General features: G+C 73.6%; 14 protein-coding genes. 6 read left to right on the forward strand and 8 right to left on the reverse strand.

Going from position 1 to position 18,554, the window contains the following annotated elements:
- The first annotated feature begins 135 nt into the window (after positions 1–135).
- Positions 136–2,091: a serine/threonine-protein kinase gene (locus tag FB554_RS17315; RefSeq protein ID WP_211344544.1), complete on the forward strand. Its 1,956-nt coding sequence runs from the start codon at positions 136–138 to the stop codon at positions 2,089–2,091.
- A 6-nt stretch (positions 2,092–2,097) separates the two neighbouring features.
- Here the strand turns inward: FB554_RS17315 and FB554_RS06825 are convergent, their stop codons facing one another.
- The 3 genes from FB554_RS06825 to FB554_RS06835 are packed head-to-tail and all read right to left on the reverse strand — an operon-like array spanning position 2,098 to position 4,442.
- Positions 2,098–2,826: a TSUP family transporter gene (locus tag FB554_RS06825; protein ID WP_170206803.1), complete on the reverse strand. Its 729-nt coding sequence runs from the start codon at positions 2,824–2,826 to the stop codon at positions 2,098–2,100.
- Positions 2,826–3,590 (reverse strand): sulfite exporter TauE/SafE family protein, encoded by a 765-nt coding sequence (locus FB554_RS06830; protein ID WP_142005278.1) that lies wholly within the window; start codon positions 3,588–3,590, stop codon positions 2,826–2,828. Before FB554_RS06830 ends, FB554_RS06825 begins: the two co-directional genes overlap by 1 nt.
- A 57-nt stretch (positions 3,591–3,647) precedes the next feature.
- Positions 3,648–4,442 carry an ABC transporter ATP-binding protein gene (locus tag FB554_RS06835; RefSeq protein ID WP_142005279.1) on the reverse strand — a complete coding sequence of 265 codons (795 nt, stop codon included), beginning with the start codon at positions 4,440–4,442 and terminating at the stop codon, positions 3,648–3,650.
- A 33-nt stretch (positions 4,443–4,475) separates the two neighbouring features.
- On the opposite strand from FB554_RS06835, the gene FB554_RS06840 reads away from it, so the two are divergent.
- Positions 4,476–5,237: a hypothetical protein gene (locus FB554_RS06840; RefSeq protein ID WP_236022318.1), complete on the forward strand. Its 762-nt coding sequence runs from the start codon at positions 4,476–4,478 to the stop codon at positions 5,235–5,237.
- 45 nt (positions 5,238–5,282) lie between these two features.
- Here FB554_RS06840 and glgA read toward each other — a convergent pair whose 3' ends face one another.
- Positions 5,283–6,530, reverse strand: coding sequence for a glycogen synthase (gene glgA / locus FB554_RS06845; RefSeq protein ID WP_142005281.1), 1,248 nt, complete (start codon positions 6,528–6,530; stop codon positions 5,283–5,285).
- A 61-nt stretch (positions 6,531–6,591) separates the two neighbouring features.
- Between glgA and glgC the strand changes: the two genes are divergently transcribed.
- The 4 genes from glgC to cphA are packed head-to-tail and all read left to right on the forward strand — an operon-like array spanning position 6,592 to position 12,864.
- Positions 6,592–7,842, forward strand: a complete 1,251-nt coding sequence (gene glgC, locus FB554_RS06850) for a glucose-1-phosphate adenylyltransferase (protein ID WP_142005282.1) — start codon at positions 6,592–6,594, stop codon at positions 7,840–7,842.
- Positions 7,839–9,074, forward strand: a complete 1,236-nt coding sequence (gene serB / locus FB554_RS06855) for a phosphoserine phosphatase SerB (RefSeq protein WP_142005283.1) — start codon at positions 7,839–7,841, stop codon at positions 9,072–9,074. Before glgC ends, serB begins: the two co-directional genes overlap by 4 nt.
- Before the next feature lie 9 nt (positions 9,075–9,083).
- Positions 9,084–9,968, forward strand: a complete 885-nt coding sequence (locus FB554_RS06860; RefSeq protein ID WP_142005284.1) for a cyanophycinase — start codon at positions 9,084–9,086, stop codon at positions 9,966–9,968.
- A 40-nt stretch (positions 9,969–10,008) separates the two neighbouring features.
- On the forward strand, positions 10,009–12,864 hold the full coding sequence (cphA, locus tag FB554_RS06865) for a cyanophycin synthetase (RefSeq protein ID WP_142005285.1): 2,856 nt from the start codon (positions 10,009–10,011) through the stop codon (positions 12,862–12,864).
- Between the two features lie 3 nt (positions 12,865–12,867).
- Here the strand turns inward: cphA and FB554_RS06870 are convergent, their stop codons facing one another.
- From FB554_RS06870 to fabG, 4 genes are all read right to left on the reverse strand, one after another.
- Positions 12,868–14,586, reverse strand: a complete 1,719-nt coding sequence (locus FB554_RS06870; protein WP_142005286.1) for a glycoside hydrolase family 35 protein — start codon at positions 14,584–14,586, stop codon at positions 12,868–12,870.
- A 21-nt stretch (positions 14,587–14,607) separates the two neighbouring features.
- A complete protein-coding gene (locus FB554_RS06875) occupies positions 14,608–16,833 on the reverse strand; it encodes a tetratricopeptide repeat protein (protein WP_142005287.1) in 2,226 nt (741 codons plus the stop codon).
- Positions 16,834–17,054: 221 nt separating this feature from the next.
- Positions 17,055–17,816, reverse strand: coding sequence for an enoyl-ACP reductase FabI (fabI, locus tag FB554_RS06880; RefSeq protein WP_142005288.1), 762 nt, complete (start codon positions 17,814–17,816; stop codon positions 17,055–17,057).
- 17 nt (positions 17,817–17,833) lie between these two features.
- The gene (gene fabG, locus FB554_RS06885) at positions 17,834–18,550 is read right to left on the reverse strand and encodes a 3-oxoacyl-ACP reductase FabG (protein WP_142005289.1); all 717 of its coding nucleotides are present in this window, start codon (positions 18,548–18,550) and stop codon (positions 17,834–17,836) included.
- Positions 18,551–18,554 lie beyond the last annotated feature (4 nt).

An 18,554-nucleotide genomic window follows, 5' to 3' on the forward strand; every position in this document is an offset into this window, starting at 1 on the left:
CGCACGGGCGGTCGCCCCGAGCGGTCGCCCGAGCGGTCGCCAACCGGCGGTCGCCGCGCGGAGTCTGCACAGGCGTACGCGACACCGGACCCCCGCGCGGCAGCGATCTCGGCAGGCGCCGGTTAGATTGCCAGGGTGGTGGGGGCACAGGGGGACGTCATCGACGGACGCTTCGAGCTGGTCGGCCGGCTCGGGAGCGGAGGCATGGGCACGGTCTGGCGTGCCCGCGACCTGGCGCTGCAGCGCGAGGTCGCGCTCAAGGAGGTGCGCACGCCCGACGGCGACGTCGAGGACACCAGACTCACCCGCGGCCGGGTGACCCGCGAGGCGCAGGCCCTCGCGCGGCTGAGCCACCCCAACGTCGTCAGCATCCACCACCTCGTCGAGGACGACCCGCACCCGTGGCTCGTCATGGAGCTGGTGCCCGGGGAGAGCCTGCACGAGCGGCTGGTGCGCGACGGCGCGCTGCCCCCCGACGAGGTCGCGCGCATCGGGCTCGACGTGTGCCGCGCGCTGCAGGCGGCGCACGACGCCGGCGTGCACCACCGCGACGTCAAGCCCGGCAACGTGCTGCTGCGGCCCGACGGCGCCGCGGTGCTCACCGACTTCGGCATCGCCGCGCTCATCGACGAGACCCGGCTGACGGGCACGGGTCAGGTCGTGGGGTCGCCGGAGTTCATGGCGCCCGAGCGGCTGCGCGGCGAGCCCGACGACCCGGCGTCCGACCTCTACTCGCTCGGCATGCTGATGTTCGTCGCCGTCGACGGGCACAGCCCGCTGCGCCGGTCCTCCCCTGTCTCGACGCTGTCGGCGGTCCTGCACGAGCCGCCGCCGGTGCCGACCAACGCCGGGCCGCTCGAACCGCTGATCTCCGCTCTGCTGCAACGGGATCCGGCGTCGCGACCGACCGCGGCGCAGGTCACCGAGACGCTGCGCGGCCTGCTCAGCGGCGGTGTCGCGACGCAGCCGCGCACGACCGTGCAGCACCGCCTCCCGGCCACCGCGTTGGCGCCGCAGCCGCCGGTCGCGGACCGACCCGACCCCGCGGCGTACGCCGCCCCCGTGTCGTACGCCGCCCCCGGGCAAGTGCCGCAGCGCCCGGTCGCCGAGCAGCGGGTCACCGAACAACCCGTCGACCAGCGCGCGACCGAGCCGCGCCCACAGGCGCCGGCGTCGTACGAGGAGTCGCCGACCGGGTCGGCCGAGCCGGTCGCGCCGGTCGCGCCCGGCCGGCCCCAGGCGTACGCGCCGCGGGAGGACGACCGGAGCTTCCGCGACCCGGCGGGTCCACCGCCCGAGCCCCCGACCTACGACTCCGGCGAGGGCCGCTCGCCCCGCACCCGGGGCGTGCTGGCGGCGCTGCTCGGGCTGGTCCTGGTGGTCGCGGGTGCCTTCGCGGGGTGGCGGATCCTGGACCGCCCGGACCGGGACCCGGCCACCGCAGCCGCCACCGGCACCCGGTCGCCCTCGCCCGGCGCCACACCGACCACCCAGGCGCCGCCGACGCCCGGGGCGAGCTTCTCGACGCTTCCCGAGCCCACGAGTCCGCCGACCAGCGGTCTGCTGCCACCCGCCCCGACGCCGAGCCCGAGCGAGCCGGCGCCGGAGCCCACCCCGGAGCCGGAGACCCCGTCGGAGCCGACCGAGCCACAGACCAGCGACCCCGAGCCGTCCCCCTCGCCCGAGACCCAGCCGGAGCCCGAGCCGACACCGAGCCCCACGTCCTCGGAGCCGGCCGAACCGCCGGTGAGCAACGCCGTGCGCAACCCGCCGTCGGGCAGCTGGATCGCCCAGCTCGCGTCGGTGCCGATCTCCTCGGGCACCGAGGCCCGCGACCGGCGGCTGCGCCAGATCCGCCAGTCGTTCCCGAGCGCGGGGGTGTTCAGCTCCAGCAGCTACGCCTCGCTCCGGGCGGGCTACTGGGTGGTCTGGGTCGGGCCGTACGCCGACGGCAACGCCGCGCTGGGCGCGTGCCAGTCCGCGGGCGTGTCGGGCGGCAGCAACTGCCTGGGCCGGCTGGTGAGCAACGACGGCTCGGACCGGCAGTACGTCTGCTCCAGCAGCGGCTCCTCGGGCTGCACCAAGGAGTGACCCGGCTCAGCCGAGCAGCAGCGCCCGCACGATCACGCCGACGCCGGCGACGGTCGCGAGGACGAGCACGAGCTGGCGCAACCGGTCGATCGAGACGAGCCGGCGCACCGGCATCGCCAGCGCCAGCCCGAGCACGGTGAACGGCGCCCAGACGAGCCCGGCGGTCAGCTGCTGCCGGGTCAGCTCCCCGGCCACCGCGAGCCCGATCAGCGAGGTGGTCGCGCCGACGGCGAAGAACACCGCGAGGGTCGAGCGGATCCGGTCGGGTCGCTCGCGCTGCATCACCAGGCCGAGGAACGGCCCGCCGATGGAGGCCGCGGTGCCGCTGACCCCGGTGAGCAGACCGGCGACGAACGCCGGGCCCCGGCTCGGGCGCACCTCGACCGCCCAGACCGACGCCGCGACGGCGACCAGCACCATCACGCCGACCACGACGGCGATCGCGGTCGCCGGCAACCAGGCGACGATCGCAACACCCAACGGCATCAACAGGATTCGGCCCGCGAGGGCCCAGGTGAGCACCGGTCGGTCGATGTCGACGTTCTCGCGTGCGAGCTGCACGAGCGGCAGCGTCAGGCTCGTCAGCAGCAGCGCGCCGGGCATCAGGTCGGGGGCGAGCACCACCACGAACGGCGCGCTGACCACGGCGATCCCGAAACCCACGACGGCCTGCACGAGCGAGCCGATCACGACGATCACGCCCAGCAGCAGCACGATCCCCCAGTCGAGACCCATCAGCCGCGCAGCAGGTTGACGATCGCGACGAGCCCGATCACCACGATGAAGGCGCGCAGGCCCCATGCCGGGAGCCGGCGGCCGACCCGGGCGCCGATCACCCCGCCCGCCAGCGCGCCGAGGGCGATGAGGCCGGCGACGGCCCAGTCGATGTCACCCCAGGCGACGATCATGAAGGTGATGGCGGCGACGCCGTTGACGATGGTGCCGAGCACGTTCTTGATGCCGTTGACCTGCTGCAGCGGGTTGGGCAGCAGCACGCTCATCAGGCCCATCAGCAGCACACCCTGCGCCGCCCCGAAGTAGCCGCCGTAGACCCCTGCCAGGTAGATCCCGACGAGCAGCACCGCCCGGCGCACCGGGGAGTCGTGGTCGGTGTGCGCGGCGGCCGCGCGGCGCTGCAGCGACGGGCCGACGATCACCAGGAGCACCCCGACGCCGATCAGCGCCGGCACGATCGCGTCGAACGCCTCGGGCGGCAGCCACAGCAGCAGCAGCGCACCGGTGACGGCGCCGAGCAGGCTCATCGGGGCGAGCCGGCGCAGCAGGTCACCCGACCCCTTGAGCTCCTTGCGATAGCCCCACGTGCCGGTCACCCCGCCCGCGACCAGGCCGACCGTGTTGGACATGTTCGCCACGACCGGCGGATAACCGAACGCCAGCAGCGTGGGGAAGGTGACCAGGGTGCCGGAGCCGACGATGGTGTTGATGGTGCCGGCGGCCATGCCTGCCAGCAGGATCAGCACGGCTTCGAGCAGAGACACCACGGCAGACTATCCACCGGCGCGGCAGGTGCCGCGCCAGGTCTCAGGCGGTGGCGCTCAGGCCGTCGGCCGCTCGGCCCGGGCGCTCCAGCGGTCGCCGTGCCGGTCCAGCACGAGCGGCATCCCGAAGGTCTCCGAGAGGTTCTCGGCCGTCAGCGTCGGCTCCAGCGGGCCGGCAGCCACGACCCGCCCCTCGCGCAGCATCAGCACGTCGGTGAACCCGGGCGGGATCTCCTCGACGTGGTGGGTGACCAGCACCAGCGCGGGCGCGGCGACGTCGAGCGCGAGAGTCCCGAGACGGCGTACGAGATCTTCGCGGCCGCCCAGGTCGAGACCGGCAGCCGGCTCGTCGAGCAGCATCAGCTCGGGGTCGGTCATCAGGGCCCGGGCGATCTGCACCCGCTTGCGCTCACCCTCGCTGAGCGTGCCGAACGTGCGGTCGACCAGGTGCGCGGCGCCGAGCGCCTCGAGCAGCTCGCCCGCGCGCTCGTGGTCGAGCTCGTCGTAGGACTCCCGCCAGCGTCCGACCACGCCGTAGGACGCGGTGACCACGACGTCGCCCACGCGCTCGCCGCCCGGGATCCGGTCGGCGATCAGCGCCGAGGCCAGACCGATGCGCGGTCGCAGCTCGAAGACGTCGACCGCACCCAGCACCTCGCCGAGCACGCCCGCGACGCCGCTGGTCGGGTGCAAGCGACCCGCCGCGACCTGCAGCAGGGTGGTCTTGCCGGCGCCGTTGGGGCCCAGCACGACCCAGCGCTCGCCCTCCTCGACCTCCCAGGAGACCTCGTCGAGCAGGCGGCGCCCGCCGCGCACCACGCTCACCCCTGCCAGGGCCAGGACGTCACTCATGGCCTCGACCCTAGGGCACCTACGATGACGTCGATGCCCAGCCTGCCCGCCTCCGTCCGGCTGTCGCTGTGGACCACCGCAGCCTTCGCCGGACACCTCGATCTCGACGACGCCGTGCGCCGCGCGCTGCCCGACCTCGACGCCGTCGACGGGCTGCTCGAACCGCTGCGGCTGTGGGGCGACCTCGGCGAGCAGGTGCTGTGCGTCGCGCTCCCCCGCCCGGGCCAGATCGCCACGATGCCGCGCTCCAGCGCCGAGCTCGTGGCCGCCGCCACCGAGGCCGGCGAGTGCGTGTTCGTGCCCGCGCTCGGCGGGGCGCTGGTGCCGACGTTCGAGCAGTTCGGGCCGGCCGGCGACACCGGCTGGCGCGTCGACTGGACGACGTACGACACCGAGCCGGTCCCCGTGCACCAGCTCGCCGCGCTGGACGAGCGGGAGATCGAGCGCGGCCTGCGCGAGCAGCTGATCGACGTCGCCGGCGAGCTCGACGCGCTGGACGCGCCCCCGTGGGCCGGCTCCGGCCTGCGCGGCGAGGCCGACGAGCGCACCGCGCTGCGCCTGTGGGGTCTGCCGCCGGGGGTGCCGCCGCGCGCGCTGCGGGTGATCCAGCTGGCCGGCACGGTCGCCGCCGCCTGCGAGCTCGGGCTGGAGCAGGCCCCCACCCTCGACGGCACCACGCACGCCCGCCGCGAACGGCTGCTGCGCGACCTGCTGGTCAACGCCGAGACCGCCCTGGCCGGCGCCACCACCGCCGGCGCGCAGACCCTCGCGGGCCTCAGACATACGCGTTCCTGATTCGTCCGCGCCCAGACCCCTCCGTCGAAGCGGGACCTCCGGACCTCAGGTGCCTTCCGTGAGCACCTCGCGGTAGACCTTCTCGGTGCGGGCGCCGATGGTGTCCCAGCCGAACTGCTCCACGGCACGGCGCCGGCCGGCCTCGCCGCGCCGGCGCGCCTCGGCGGTGTCGGACACCGCGGCCGACAGGGTGCGGCCCAGGTCGTCGACGAACCGGTCGGGGTCGACCGGGGTGCCCGTGCCGTCGTCGACCTGCTCGATCGGCACCAGCCAGCCGGTGGCCGGGCCGGTGGACGCCGGGGCGTCGACGCCGCCGCCCCAGTCCGGGTCGACGACCACCTCGGGGATGCCGCCGGTCGCCGTCGCGACGACCGCCGCCTCGCAGGCCATCGCCTCGAGGTTGACGATGCCGAGCGGCTCGTAGATCGAGGGGCACACGAACACCGTCGCGAACGACAGCAGCGCCACCACCTCGGCGCGCGGCAGCATGTCCGCGATCCACACCACCCCGTCGCGGGTCTGCCGCAGCTCGGCGACCAGCTGCTCGACCTCGGCGGCGATCTCGGGGGTGTCCGGCGCGCCCGCGCACAGCACGAGCTGCGCCTCGGGCGGCAGCTGCGCGGCGGCGCGCAGCAGGTAGGGCAGGCCCTTCTGCCGCGTGATCCGCCCGACGAACACCACGCTCGGCCGGTCCGGGTCGACCCCGTGCCGACGCAGGACCTCCTCGGCCTGCGCGGACCGGTCGCGCTGCCACAGCTGAGCGTCGATTCCGTTGTGCACCACGTGAACTCGCGCCGGGTCGAGCGCCGGATAGCTGCGCAGCACGTCGCGGCGCATGCCCTCGGAGACGGCGATCACGGCCGCCGCGGACTCGTAGGCGGAGCGCTCGACGAACGAGGAGACCCGATAGCCGCCGCCCAGCTGCTCGGCCTTCCACGGCCGCAGCGGCTCGAGGCTGTGCGCGGTGATGACGTGCGGCACCCCGTGCAGCAGGCTGGCGAGGTGCCCGGCGAAGTTGGCGTACCAGGTGTGGGAGTGCACCAGGTCGGCGCCGGCGCAGTCCTGCGCGATCGCGAGGTCGACCCCCATCGTGCGCAGCGCCGCGTTGGCGTCGGCCAGCTCGGGCAGGTCGGGGTAGCCGTAGGTCCCCGGCTCGTCGACCGGCTCCCCGAACGCACGCACTCGCACGTCGGTCCCCTCGGCCCGCAACGCCTTCACCAGCTCGCTCACGTGGACGCCGGCGCCGCCGTAGATGTTGGGCGGGTACTCCTTCGTCAGCAGGTCGACTCTCACCCCCCGAACGCTAGCCCCGAGGAGGCTGCCGCGACAGGGCAGTCCGGCCTAGGGTGCAGCTATGGCTGCGCGCGGAGGTCCCAAGGTTCTGGCGGTCGTGCTGGCGGGCGGCGAGGGCAAGCGCCTGATGCCGCTCACCACCGACCGCGCCAAGCCGGCCGTCCCGTTCGGTGGCATCTACCGCCTCATCGACTTCGCGCTGTCCAACCTCGCCAACAGCGGCTACCTGCAGATGGTCGTGCTCACGCAGTACAAGTCGCACAGCCTCGACCGGCACGTCACCAAGACCTGGCGGATGTCGACGATGCTCGGCAACTACGTCGCGCCGGTGCCGGCCCAGCAGCGCGTGGGCAAGCACTGGTTCGCCGGCTCGGCCGACGCGATCTTCCAGAGCCTCAACCTCATCCACGACGAGAAGCCCGACTACGTCGTGGTCGTCGGCGCCGACCACGTCTACCGGATGGACTTCAGCGACATGGTCGCCCAGCACGTCGAGAGCGGTGCGAGCGTGACGGTGGCGGCCATCCGGCAGCCCATCGGCCTCGCCGACCAGTTCGGCGTCATCGAGGTCTCCGGCGACGACCCGTCGCGCATCGCGCAGTTCCGCGAGAAGCCGAGCGACCCCCAGCCGCTGCCCGACAGCCCCGGCGAGGTGCTCGCCTCGATGGGCAACTACGTCTTCACCGCCGCCGACCTGGTCGACGCCGTCACTCGCGACGCCGACGACGAGGAGTCCAAGCACGACATGGGCGGCGACATCGTGCCGTGGTTCGTCGAGCAGGGCCGGGCCGCGGTCTTCGACTTCAGCACCAGCACGATCCCGGGCGCGACCGACCGCGACCGCGGCTACTGGCGCGACGTCGGGACGCTCGACTCCTACTACGACGCGCACATGGACCTGGTGTCGATCCACCCGGTCTTCAACCTCTACAACTACGCCTGGCCGATCATGACCGAGGCCGGCCACTTCCCGCCGGCCAAGTTCGTCGTCGGCGCCAGCCAGCGCGACGGCGTCGCGGTCAACTCCATCGTCTCCCCCGGGTGCATCGTCTCCGGCTCGACCGTGAGCGACTCGGTGCTGTCGCCCAACGTGCGCACGCACAGCTTCTCGGCGGTCACCGGGTCGGTGCTGCTCGACAACGTCGAGGTCGGTCGCAGCGCGCAGGTCAACCGGGCCATCGTCGACAAGGACGTGGTGATCCCCGAGGGCGTGTCGATCGGGGTCGACCCCGAGCTGGACCGCCGTCGCGGTTTCACCGTGACCGAGTCGGGCATCACCGTCATCGGCAAGGGCACGGTCATCGAGCGGTGAGCACGCCCGCACCCGCTCCCCAGACCCTTCTCGTCACCCTCTCCGGCCCCGACCGCCCCGGCGTCACCAGCGAGATCTTCGCGACGGTCGAGCAGTGCGGCGGTGCCAGCGTGCTCGACGTCGAGCAGGTCGTCGTGCGCGGGCAGCTCACCATCGCGGTGCTGCTGACCTCGCCCGACGGCTGCACCGACCTGCGCGACCGGGTCGTGGCCACCGGCGCCCGGCTCGGCCTCTCGGCCACGGCCGTGCTCGGGCAGGGCGACAACGCCGAGCGTCGCGGCGGGCGCGCCTCGGTCGTGGTCATCGGTTCGCCGCTGACCTCCTCGGCCGTGCTCGCGATCTCCTCGACGCTCGCCGACGAGGGCGCCAACATCGACCGCATCCGGCGGCTCGCCCGCGACCCGGTCACCACCCTGGAGCTCGACGTGTCCGGGGCAGCGCTGGAACGGCTGCGGCCGGCGCTCGCGCTCGTGGCCGCGCGCGAACGCGTCGACGTCGCGGTCTCCCCCGGCGGCCTGGCCCGGCGCGGGCGGCGCCTCGTCGTCATGGACGTCGACAGCACCCTGATCCAGGACGAGGTCATCGAGCTGCTGGCCCGGCGCGCCGGCCGCGAGGCGGAGGTCGCGGCCGTCACCGAGGCGGCCATGCGCGGCGAGATCGACTTCGCCGAGAGCCTGCACCGCCGGGTCGAGGCGCTCGCCGGGCTGCCGGCGAGCGTGTTCGCGCAGGTGCGCGAGGACGTACGCCTGACGCCGGGTGCCGAGACACTGGTGCGCACCCTCAAGCGGCTCGGGTTCACCGTCGCCGTCGTGTCCGGCGGGTTCATCGAGATCGTCCAGCCGCTGGCCGAGCACCTCGGCATCGACCACGCGCACGCCAACCGGCTCGAGGTCGTCGACGGCCGGCTCACCGGTCGCGTCGACGGGCCCGTGGTCGACCGGGCCGAGAAGGCCGCGGCGCTGCAGCGGTTCGCCGCGCAGGAGCGGCTGCCGCTGAGCCGCACCGTCGCCGTCGGAGACGGCGCCAACGACCTCGACATGCTGTCGGTCGCCGGGCTCGGGGTGGCGTTCAACGCCAAACCCGTCGTGCAGCAGCAGGCCGACACCACCGTCAACGTGCCCTACCTCGACACCGTGCTCTACATGCTGGGCCTGTCCCGCGACGACATCGACGAGGCCGAGGCCGCCGAGCAGGAGCAGCGCCTCGCGGTCGCCGACCGACCCCGCACCTAGACTCCCCCCATGCCCGAATCGCCACGACGCAGCCTGCTGATCATCGGTGGGGCGGAGGACAAGGTCGGCCGGGTCACCGTCCTGCGGCGCTTCGTCCGGCTCGCCGGGGGCCGCAGCTCCCGCCTGGTGGTGATCCCCACCGCCTCCTCGGTGCCCGACGAGGTCGTCGACGTCTACAGCACGATCTTCACGCGGCTGGGCGCGCCCGAGGTCACCGCGGTCGACCCGCCGACCCGGCAGGCCAGCTCCGACCCGCAGATCGCCGAGCAGGTCGATGGCGCCACCGGCATCTTCATCTCCGGCGGCAACCAGCTGAAGCTGTCCCAGCTCATCGTCGGCACCCCGCTCGGCGCCGCGCTGCTGCGGGCCTACCAACGGGGCGCGGTCATCGCCGGCACCTCGGCCGGCGCCTCGATCATGAGCCAGTTCATGATCTCGATGGGCGACGAGGGCGTCACCCCGCGGCAGCGCTCCAGCCAGCTCACCGCCGGTCTCGGGCTGCTGCCCGGTGTCATCGTCGACCAGCACTTCGACCAGCGCGCCCGCTACGGCCGGTTGCTGTCGCTGGTCGCCGGCTCGCCCAACCTGCTCGGCATGGGCATCGACGAGGACACCGCCGCCGAGATCCACGACGAGCGCACGATGACCGTCGTCGGCTCCGGCGCGGTGTTCGTCGTCGACGCCCGCACGGCCACCACCGACGCCCACCTCGCGCGCCGCGACGCGCCGCTGCTGGTGAGCGGGGCGGTCGTGCACACGCTGCCCTACGGCGCGACGTTCGACCTGGAGAGCGCGACGCTGGTCGACTTCGTCGAGAAGTACGCCGACACCGCCGTCACCTCCTCGCGCGACCGGCACGACACCGCCACCGCGGCCGCCGCGCTGCACCACTGACCACCCACGCCCGACCACCCACGTCACGAAGGGAGTGCCCGTGACCTCCGACCGGCCGACCCCCACCGGCCCGGCGGCTCCCGAGCTGCGCATCGTCGAGCAGCGGGTCTACCGCGGCCCCAACGTCTGGTCCTACGAGCCGGCCGTGCACCTGGTCGTCGACCTCGGCGTGCTCGAGGGATACCCCACCGACGCGCTGCCCGGCTTCACCGAGCGGCTGCTGCAGATCCTCCCCGGGCTCGAGGGGCACACCTGCTCGCGCGGCCACCGTGGCGGGTTCGTCGAGCGGCTCGTCGAGGGCACCTGGCTCGGCCACGTCGCCGAGCACGTCGCGCTGCAGCTGCAGCAGGAGGTCGGCCACGACCTGCGCCGGGGCAAGACGCGCGGCGTGCGCGGCCGGCCCGGCGTCTACAACGTCATCTACGCCTACACCGACGAGCGGGTCGCGCTCGCCGCCGGCGAGCTGGCCGTACGCCTGGTGAACCACCTCGTCCAGCCCGAGGAGGGCTTCGACGTCGACGCCGCGCTCGAGGAGTTCCAGCTGCGCGCGCAGCGCAGCTCCTTCGGCCCCTCGACCGCCGCGATCATCGAGGAGGCGGTGAGCCGCGACATCCCGTTCACCCGGCTCAACGAGCACTCGCTGGTGCAGCTCGGTCAGGGCGTGCACGCCCAGCGCATCCGCGCCACGATGACCTCGCGCACCTCGGCGCTGGCCGTCGACATCGCCGGCGACAAGAACCTCACGGCCCGGATCCTGGGGTCGGCCGGGCTCCCGGTGCCGAAGGCCGAGACCGTGCGGTCGGCCGACGGTGCGGTCTCCGCCGCGCGCCGGGTCGGCTTCCCCGTCGTGCTCAAGCCGCTCGACGGCAACCACGGTCGCGGCGTCTGCCTCGACCTGCGCTCCGACGAGCAGGTGCGCGAGGCGTTCGGCATCGCCGAGGCGCAGTCGCGGCGCGGCATCGTGCAGGTCGAGAGCTTCATCACCGGCAAGGACTACCGCTGCCTGATCATCGGCGGCCGGATGGCGGCCATCGCCGAGCGCGTGCCCGCCCACGTCATCGGCGACGGCGAGCACAGCGTGCGCGAGCTGGTCGACCTCACCAACGCCGACCCGCGGCGCGGCGTCGGCCACGAGAAGGTGCTCACCCGGATCACCGTCGACGACGCGGCGATCGAGCTGGTGCGCGAGCAGGGCTTCGAGCTCGACGACGTCCCCTCGCGCGACACCATGGTCAAGCTCGTGATGACCGGCAACATGTCGACCGGCGGCATCAGCGTCGACCGCACCTTCGACGCCCACCCCGACAACGTCGAGATCGCCGAGGAGGCCGCCCAGCTCATCGGCCTCGACGTCGCCGGCATCGACTTCATCTGCCCCGACATCACCGTGCCGGTGCGCGAGACCGGCGGGGCGATCTGCGAGGTCAACGCCGCCCCGGGGTTCCGGATGCACACCCACCCGACGGTCGGCGAGCCGCAGTTCATCGCCAAGCCGGTCGTCGACCTGCTCTTCCCGCCCGGCTCGCCCTCGCGGGTGCCGATCGTCGCGGTGACCGGCACCAACGGCAAGACCACGACGTCGCGCATGCTGGCGCACATCATGAAGGGCCTCGGCCGCAAGGTCGGGATGACCTCGACCGACGGCATCGTCATCGACGAGCGGCTGGTCATCAAGGCCGACGCCTCCGGGCCGCGCTCGGCCAAGATGGTGCTGCAGAACCCGCGGGTCGACCTCGCGGTCATGGAGGTCGCTCGCGGCGGCATCCTGCGCGAGGGCCTCGGCTACGACCGCAACGACGTCGCCGTCGTCACCAACGTGCAGCCCGACCACCTCGGCATGCGCGGCATCGACACCGTCGAACAGCTGGCTCGCGTGAAATCCGTTGTCGTCGAAGCGGTTCCGCGTGACGGCTATGCCGTGCTCAACGCCGACGACCCGCTCGTACGCGAGATGCGGCGACGCTGCAGCGGCACCGTCGTGTGGTTCAGCCTCGAGCCGCCGGGCAGCGAGACGCGGGAGTTCATCGAGGAGCGGCTGCGCCGCGGCGCCCGGGCGGTCGTGCTCGACCCGACAGACCGCGGCGAGATGATCGTGCTGCGCCAGGGGCGTCGGGCCATGCCGCTGGCGTGGACCCACCTGCTGCCCTCGACGTTCGGCGGCGCAGCCCGGATGAACGTCGCCAACGCCCTGGCCGCCGCGGGCGCGGCGTTCGCGCTCGACGCCCCGCTGCACGACATCCGCCAGGGGCTGCGCACGTTCAACACCAGCTACTACCAGTCCCCCGGACGGCTCAACCGCCTCGACGTCAACAACATCGAGGTGTTCGTCGACTACTGCCACAACCCGCCCGGCATGGAGCGGCTCGGCGAGTTCGTCGAGGGCTACGTCAAGCACAAGCAGGGCTCGACCACGCACCGCATCTCGCGCATCGGCATGGTCGGCGCTGCCGGCGACCGGCGCGACGAGGACATCCGCGAGCTCGGCTACGTCGCCGCGAAGTTCTTCGACGTGCTCGTGCTGCGCGAGGACGACAACCTGCGTCGCCGCCCGCCCGGCGAGGCCGCCGGCCTCCTCGACGAGGGGGCGCAGAAGGCGATGGCCGAGGGCGCCCGCTGCCGCACGACCGAGATCGTGCTCGACGAGCCGACGGCCACCCGGCACGCCATCGTGCGGGCCAACGCCGGCGACCTGGTGGTGCTGTGCGTCGACAAGCACGCACGGGTGCTCTCCCAGCTGGAGGGCTACACCCACCAGGCCGCCGCCGGCAGCCGCGCCGACGAGGAGCAGGCCGGCGACCCCGACCTGGACGCGAGCGACCTGGTGCTGCACGACGTGCAGGCGACGTCGATGGACGACCCCGAGGTGCGGGCCGCCGTCGAGCCGCGCGACGGGTGAGCCTCAGCCGAGGTCGCTGACGTCGCGCAGCTCCACCCGCTCGCCGACGTGGGCCATCTCGAGCACCACCACCTCGTTGGCGCCGGCCCGCCAGAGCGGAGCGGGGGCGTACAGCGTGCGCTGCGGCCCGGCCTCGTCGTAGCGGCCGAGCAGGAACCCGCCGAGCCACACGAAGCCGCGCCCCCAACCGGGCAGGGCGAGGAAGCCGTCGGCCGGGGCGTCGACGTGCACCGTCACCCCGGCGTACGTCGGCGCGGGCTCTCCCGCCGGCTCGCCACCGAACGCGACGGCATCGGTGAACCCGTCGGCGTCCAGCTCGATGGGCACGGTCTGCCACCCGTGGACGAACCGGTTGCCGAGCCGAACGGCGCCGACGCCCTTGCGGTCGCGGCCGAGACCCGGTCCGAAGTTGACCCGGCCCCGGTTCTCCACCAGCAGCTCGAGCCGGGTCGGTGCGCCGTCGGGGCGCGGTGCGAGCTCGATGCCCGCCGCAGCCTCCGCGGGGTCCACCACCCCGACGAGCCGGTCGTCGGCGAAGACGTGGGCGCGGTCGGCCAGGTCCTCCAGCACCAGCCGGCCACCGTCCGGCGGGACCAGCACGCTGCCGCGGTAGAGCACGAGACCCCGGCCGCTGCCGACCTCCTCCATCCAGCGCGGCGCCGGTCCGTGCACGGCGTCGCCCCATGCCGCCGAGGCGGCGCCGAAGGGCGCCCAGCGCTCGACCGGCAGCGTCTGCGGAGCCAGCCGAGGAGGCAGGGCGGGCGGCTCGCGCTCGGGGAGGTGGGCGTACCGGCCGATGACGGTGCGGAAGGCGTGGAACTTCTCGGTGATCTCACCGGCCTCGCCGACCGGCGCGTCGTAGTCGTAGCTCGTCACGGTCGGCTGGTGCCCGGCCTCCAGGTTGGCGCCGCTCCACAGCCCGAAACTCGTGCCGCCGTGGGCCATGTAGAGGTTCACCGAGCCGCCCGCGGCGAGGATCTCCTCCAGCACCGCGGCCGCCTCGCCGGGGTCACGGGTGTGGTGCTGCTCGCCCCAGTGGTCGAACCAGCCGTGCCACAGCTCCATGCACATCTTCGGCTCACCGGGCCGGAACCGCTCCAGCTCACCGAACGCCTCCGCGACCCGGGAGCCGAAGTTCACCGTCGCGAGCGTGCCGGGCAGCGTCCCGGAGGCGAGGTGGTCCGGGCCGGGGCCGTCGGACGTGAACAGCGGGACGTCGATGCCGCGGCCGACGAGGCCGTCGCGCACGTGCCGCAGGTAGTCCGCGTCGTCGCCGAAGGAGCCGTACTCGTTCTCCACCTGCACCGCCACGACCGGCCCGCCGCGGGTCGCCTGCAGCGGCACCACCAGGGGCAGCAACCGGTCGAGGTAGTCGTCGACCGCGGCGAGGAAGGCCGGGTCGCAGCAGCGCAGCCGCAGGCCGGGGTCGCGCAGCAGCCACGCGGGGAGGCCGCCGAGGTCCCACTCGGCGCAGACGTACGGGCCCGGGCGCAGCAGCACCTGCAGCCCCTGCTCCCCCGCCAGCTCCACGAAGCGCGGGAGGTCGCGCCAGCCGGTGAAGTCGTACGTCCCCGGGGCCGGCGAGTGGAAGTTCCAGGCGACGTAGGTCTCGACGGTGTTCAGCCCCATCGCCGCCACGCGCGCCAGCCGGTCGGCCCACAGGTCGGGGTGCACGCGGAAGTAGTGCACGGCGCCGCTGATCACTCGGTCCGGGAACGTCATCGGTCGCCCACCCTCGCTAGCTCAGTCGATCTCGTCGCCGAATCTCACCAGCGCAGAACGGTATTCGTCCATGTCGGCATCCTTCGAGCGCTGCACCAGCAGCCGCAGGACGTCGCCGAGCGCAGCGCCGTCGTCACCCAGGTCGTGCAGCGTCAGCGCCCGGAACGCCGCCACCGCCTCGCTGTCGGGCCGGTCCGCGCGCAGCGCGTCGAGGATCGCCAGCGACTCCTCCAGCCGCCCCAGGTGACGCAGCGTCGACGCCTTCTGGATGAGCGCGCGGTGGTAGTACGGCTCGCGCAGCCCGAGCCGCAGGGCGTCGTCGTACGCCGCCAGCGCCTCGTCCTCGCGGTCTGCGCTGTCGTACGTCCCCGCCAGCTCGTAGAGCACGCGCGCGTCGTCGGGGAACGCCTCGCGCAGCTCCTGCGCCTGCACGATCCGCTCGTCGGCGTCGTCGATCGCCCAGAGCGCGGCGATGCGCTCCTCGGCCTCGTGCTCGCCTCGCGCGCGAATCACCTTGCGGCGCACCGTTGCTGGGTCGTCCTCGTGCGAACCTTGCGCGAGCAGCCAGTCGTGCAGCTGGGCCCGGTGGGAGTGGGTCATCATCGCCAGCACGTCGCCGTCGCGCGCGTCGGCGAGCAGCGCCTCGAGGCCCTCGAGCTCCGTGGGCGAGCTCGACACCGGCGTCACGCCGACCTGACCCAGGCCCTCGACGAGCAGCGCCTCGAGCTCGTCCATCGTGCGGTCGCGCAGGTACTTCTCCTTGTGCTGGACGTGCACCCGGTCGGCCTCGAGCCCGGCCATGACGCCGAGCGTGCGCAGGATCTCGTCGGTGCGGTCGCCGCCGGTGCCGAGGCCGAGGAGCAGCTGCGACCCCGGTTCGACCAGCCCTCGCCCGACGCGCAGCAGCGCCTCGAGCCCGCCCTCGTTGTGCGCCATGTCGAGGATGACGGTGACCTCCCCGCCGCCGGCGAGCGGCGTGGAGTAGATGTTCATCCGGCCGGCGTTGTGCTGCGAGTCGGGGGCGAAGGTCGCGAGCCCCTCGGCGACCGCGTCGGGCGAGAGGCCGGCGCCGAGGCCGGCCGCGGCGCCCGCGAGGGCGTTGGCGAGGTTGTGCGCCGACAGCCCGCCGAGGGTCATCGGGACGTCGAGCACCGAGACGAGCCGCTCCGGCGGGTGGCCGGGCGAGAGCACGACGAGGTCGCCGTCGAGCACGGTGATGCCGCGGCCGCCCGACTGCAGCGCCTCGCGCAGCGACGGTGAGTCGGGGTCGAGCGAGAAGCACCAGATGCGACCGCTCGCCCCGGTGCGCATCGCCCACACGCGCGGGTCGTCGCCGTTGAGCACGACCCAGCCCTGGGGCTTGGTGACCCGGGTGATGATCGCCTTGACCTCGGCCAGCTGGTCGATGGTGTCGATGCCCTGCATGCCGAGGTGGTCGGCGCTGACGTTGGTCACCACGCTGACGTCGTTGACCGGCACCCCGAGCCCCTTGAAGAGCATCCCGCCACGAGCGGTCTCGAGCACCGCCAGCTGCACCCCGGGCGCCGACAGCACGGCCTGGGCGCCGGCCGGCCCGGAGTAGTCGCCCTTCTCGACGAGCTCCCCCTGCACGAGCACGCCGTCCGTCGAGCTCCAGCCGGTGCGCAGCCCGGCGATCATGCCCAGGTGGGCCACGAGCCGGGTCGTCGTGGTCTTGCCGTTGGTCCCGGTGATGGCCACCACGGGGACCTTGGGCGCGGTCGTGCGCGGCCGCGGACCCTCCGGCACGGCCCGGATGCCGGCGGCGGCCTCCTCGACGGCCGTCGCCACGGCCTGCTCCCCGGCGGGATCCCCCGCCGTCGTCTCCAGGACGCGCTGCAGCAGCGGCGCGATCGCCTCGCCCATCGCCTGCCCGCGCTCGCGGGAGCGCCAGGGCAGGGCGACGACGATCTCGTCGGCGGCGCCGCCGGGCCGCACACGCACGCCCAGGCGCACGGTGCCCGCCGCAGCCGCGAGCCGGCGTACGACCCGCTCGACGAGGCGCACGACGAACCGCTGGCGGCTGGCGGTGCCGGCCGGCCCGGGCGCCGAGCGCGGCAGCCGCAGCTCGCCGGCCAGCGCCTGCATCGCCGGTTCGTCGGCCGCCAGGTAGCCCGGCAGCCGCAGGCTGACCTTGATCGCCGGGCGCGTGAAGTACAGGTTCGGCCCCTCCAGGACCCGGACCTCGGTCGCCACGACGGGCACAGGGATGCTGGGGTCGTCAACCATCACGGACGAGCGTAGCCAGGAGCATCAGCGGCCCTGCCGGGTGGAGCAGGACTGGTCCGGCGACGTCGCGTTCACCCATCGCCCCGGTTCGGCGACGATGCCGGGAGGCCCGCCAACCCGCAGCGGGACACGCACCCTCACCCATCGCACCGGTTCGGCGACGATGCCGGGAGGCCCGCAGCGCAGCAAGGGCCTCCCGGAGGAGGAGCCGGACCAAAGAACTACTGCCCCATCGCGTGCACGCCGCCGTCGACGTGCACGATCTCGCCGGTCGTGGCCGGGAACCAGTCGCTGAGCAGCGCCACGCACGCCTTGGCGGCGGGCTCGGGGTCCTTGACGTCCCAGCCGAGCGGGGCGCGGTTGTCCCAGACCCGCTCGAACTCCTCGAACCCGGGGATCGACTTGGCGGCGGTGGTGCGGATCGGGCCGGCCGAGACCAGGTTGCAGCGCACGCCCTGCGGGCCGAGGTCGCGGGCGAGGTAGCGGTTGGTCGACTCGAACGCGGCCTTCGCGACGCCCATCCAGTCGTACAGCGGCCAGGCGAACTTCGCGTCGAAGGTGAGCCCGACGAGCGAGGACCGGTCGGTCATCAGCGGCAGCGCCGCGGTCGCGAGGGCCTTGAGCGAGTAGGCCGAGGCCTGCATCGCCGTCGCGACGTCGTCCCAGTCGGCCTCGAGGAAGTTGAAGGCGCCCGGCGGCGCGAAGCCGATCGAGTGCAGCACGCCGTCCAGCTGCGGCGAGATCTCGCGCACCCGGTCGGCGAGGGAGTCCAGGTGCTCCTGCTCGGTGACGTCGAGCTCGAGCACCTCGGGGGTGGTCGGCAGCCGCTTGGCGATGGTCGAGGTGATCTTCATCGTGCGCCCGAAGGAGGTGAGCACCACCGTGGCGCCCTCCTCCTGCGCGAGCCGGGCGACGTGGAAGGCGATGGAGGAGTCCATCAGCACGCCGGTCACGAGGATCGTCTTGTTCTCCAACAGACCCATCGGTCGTCCTTCCCTGGTCAGTGGCCCATGCCGAGGCCGCCGTCGACGGGCAGCACGGCTCCGGAGATGTACGCCGCGTCGGGCCCGGCGAGGAAGCGCACCGCGGCCGCGACCTCGCTCGCCTCGGCGAGGCGCCCGGCGGGGATCTGCTTGACGTACGCCGCCCGCTGGTCCTCGCTGAGCGCCTGGGTCATCTCGGTGTCGATGAAGCCGGGGGCGACGACGTTGGCGGTGATGTTGCGACCGCCCAGCTCGCGGGTGATCGAGCGGGCCATGCCGACCAGCCCGGCCTTGCTCGCGGCGTAGTTGACCTGCCCGGCCGAGCCGAGCAGGCCGACCACGCTGGAGATGAAGATCATCCGGCCGCGCTTGAGCCGGATCATCCCCTTGCTGGCGCGGCGGGCGCAGCGGAAGGCGCCGGTGAGGTTGGTGTCGAGCACGGTGGCGAAGTCCTCGTCGGACATCCGCAGCAGCAGGGTGTCGGAGGTGATGCCGGCGTTCGCGACGAGCACCTCGATCGGGCCGCCGACCAGCTGCTCGGCGGCGGTGAACGCGGCGTCGACCGAGGCGGTGTCGGAGACGTCGCACTGCACCGCCTCGAGTCCGTCGGGCGCCTCGCCGGAGCGGCTCGCGACCACCACGCGGTCACCCCCCTCAGCGAGGGCGCGGGCGACCGCGAGGCCGATGCCGCGGTTGCCGCCGGTGACCAGGACGGGACGTGGGCTGTCGCTCAACGAA

The organism is Barrientosiimonas humi (assembly GCF_006716095.1).
In the GTDB taxonomy this organism is placed as follows: domain Bacteria; phylum Actinomycetota; class Actinomycetes; order Actinomycetales; family Dermatophilaceae; genus Barrientosiimonas; species Barrientosiimonas humi.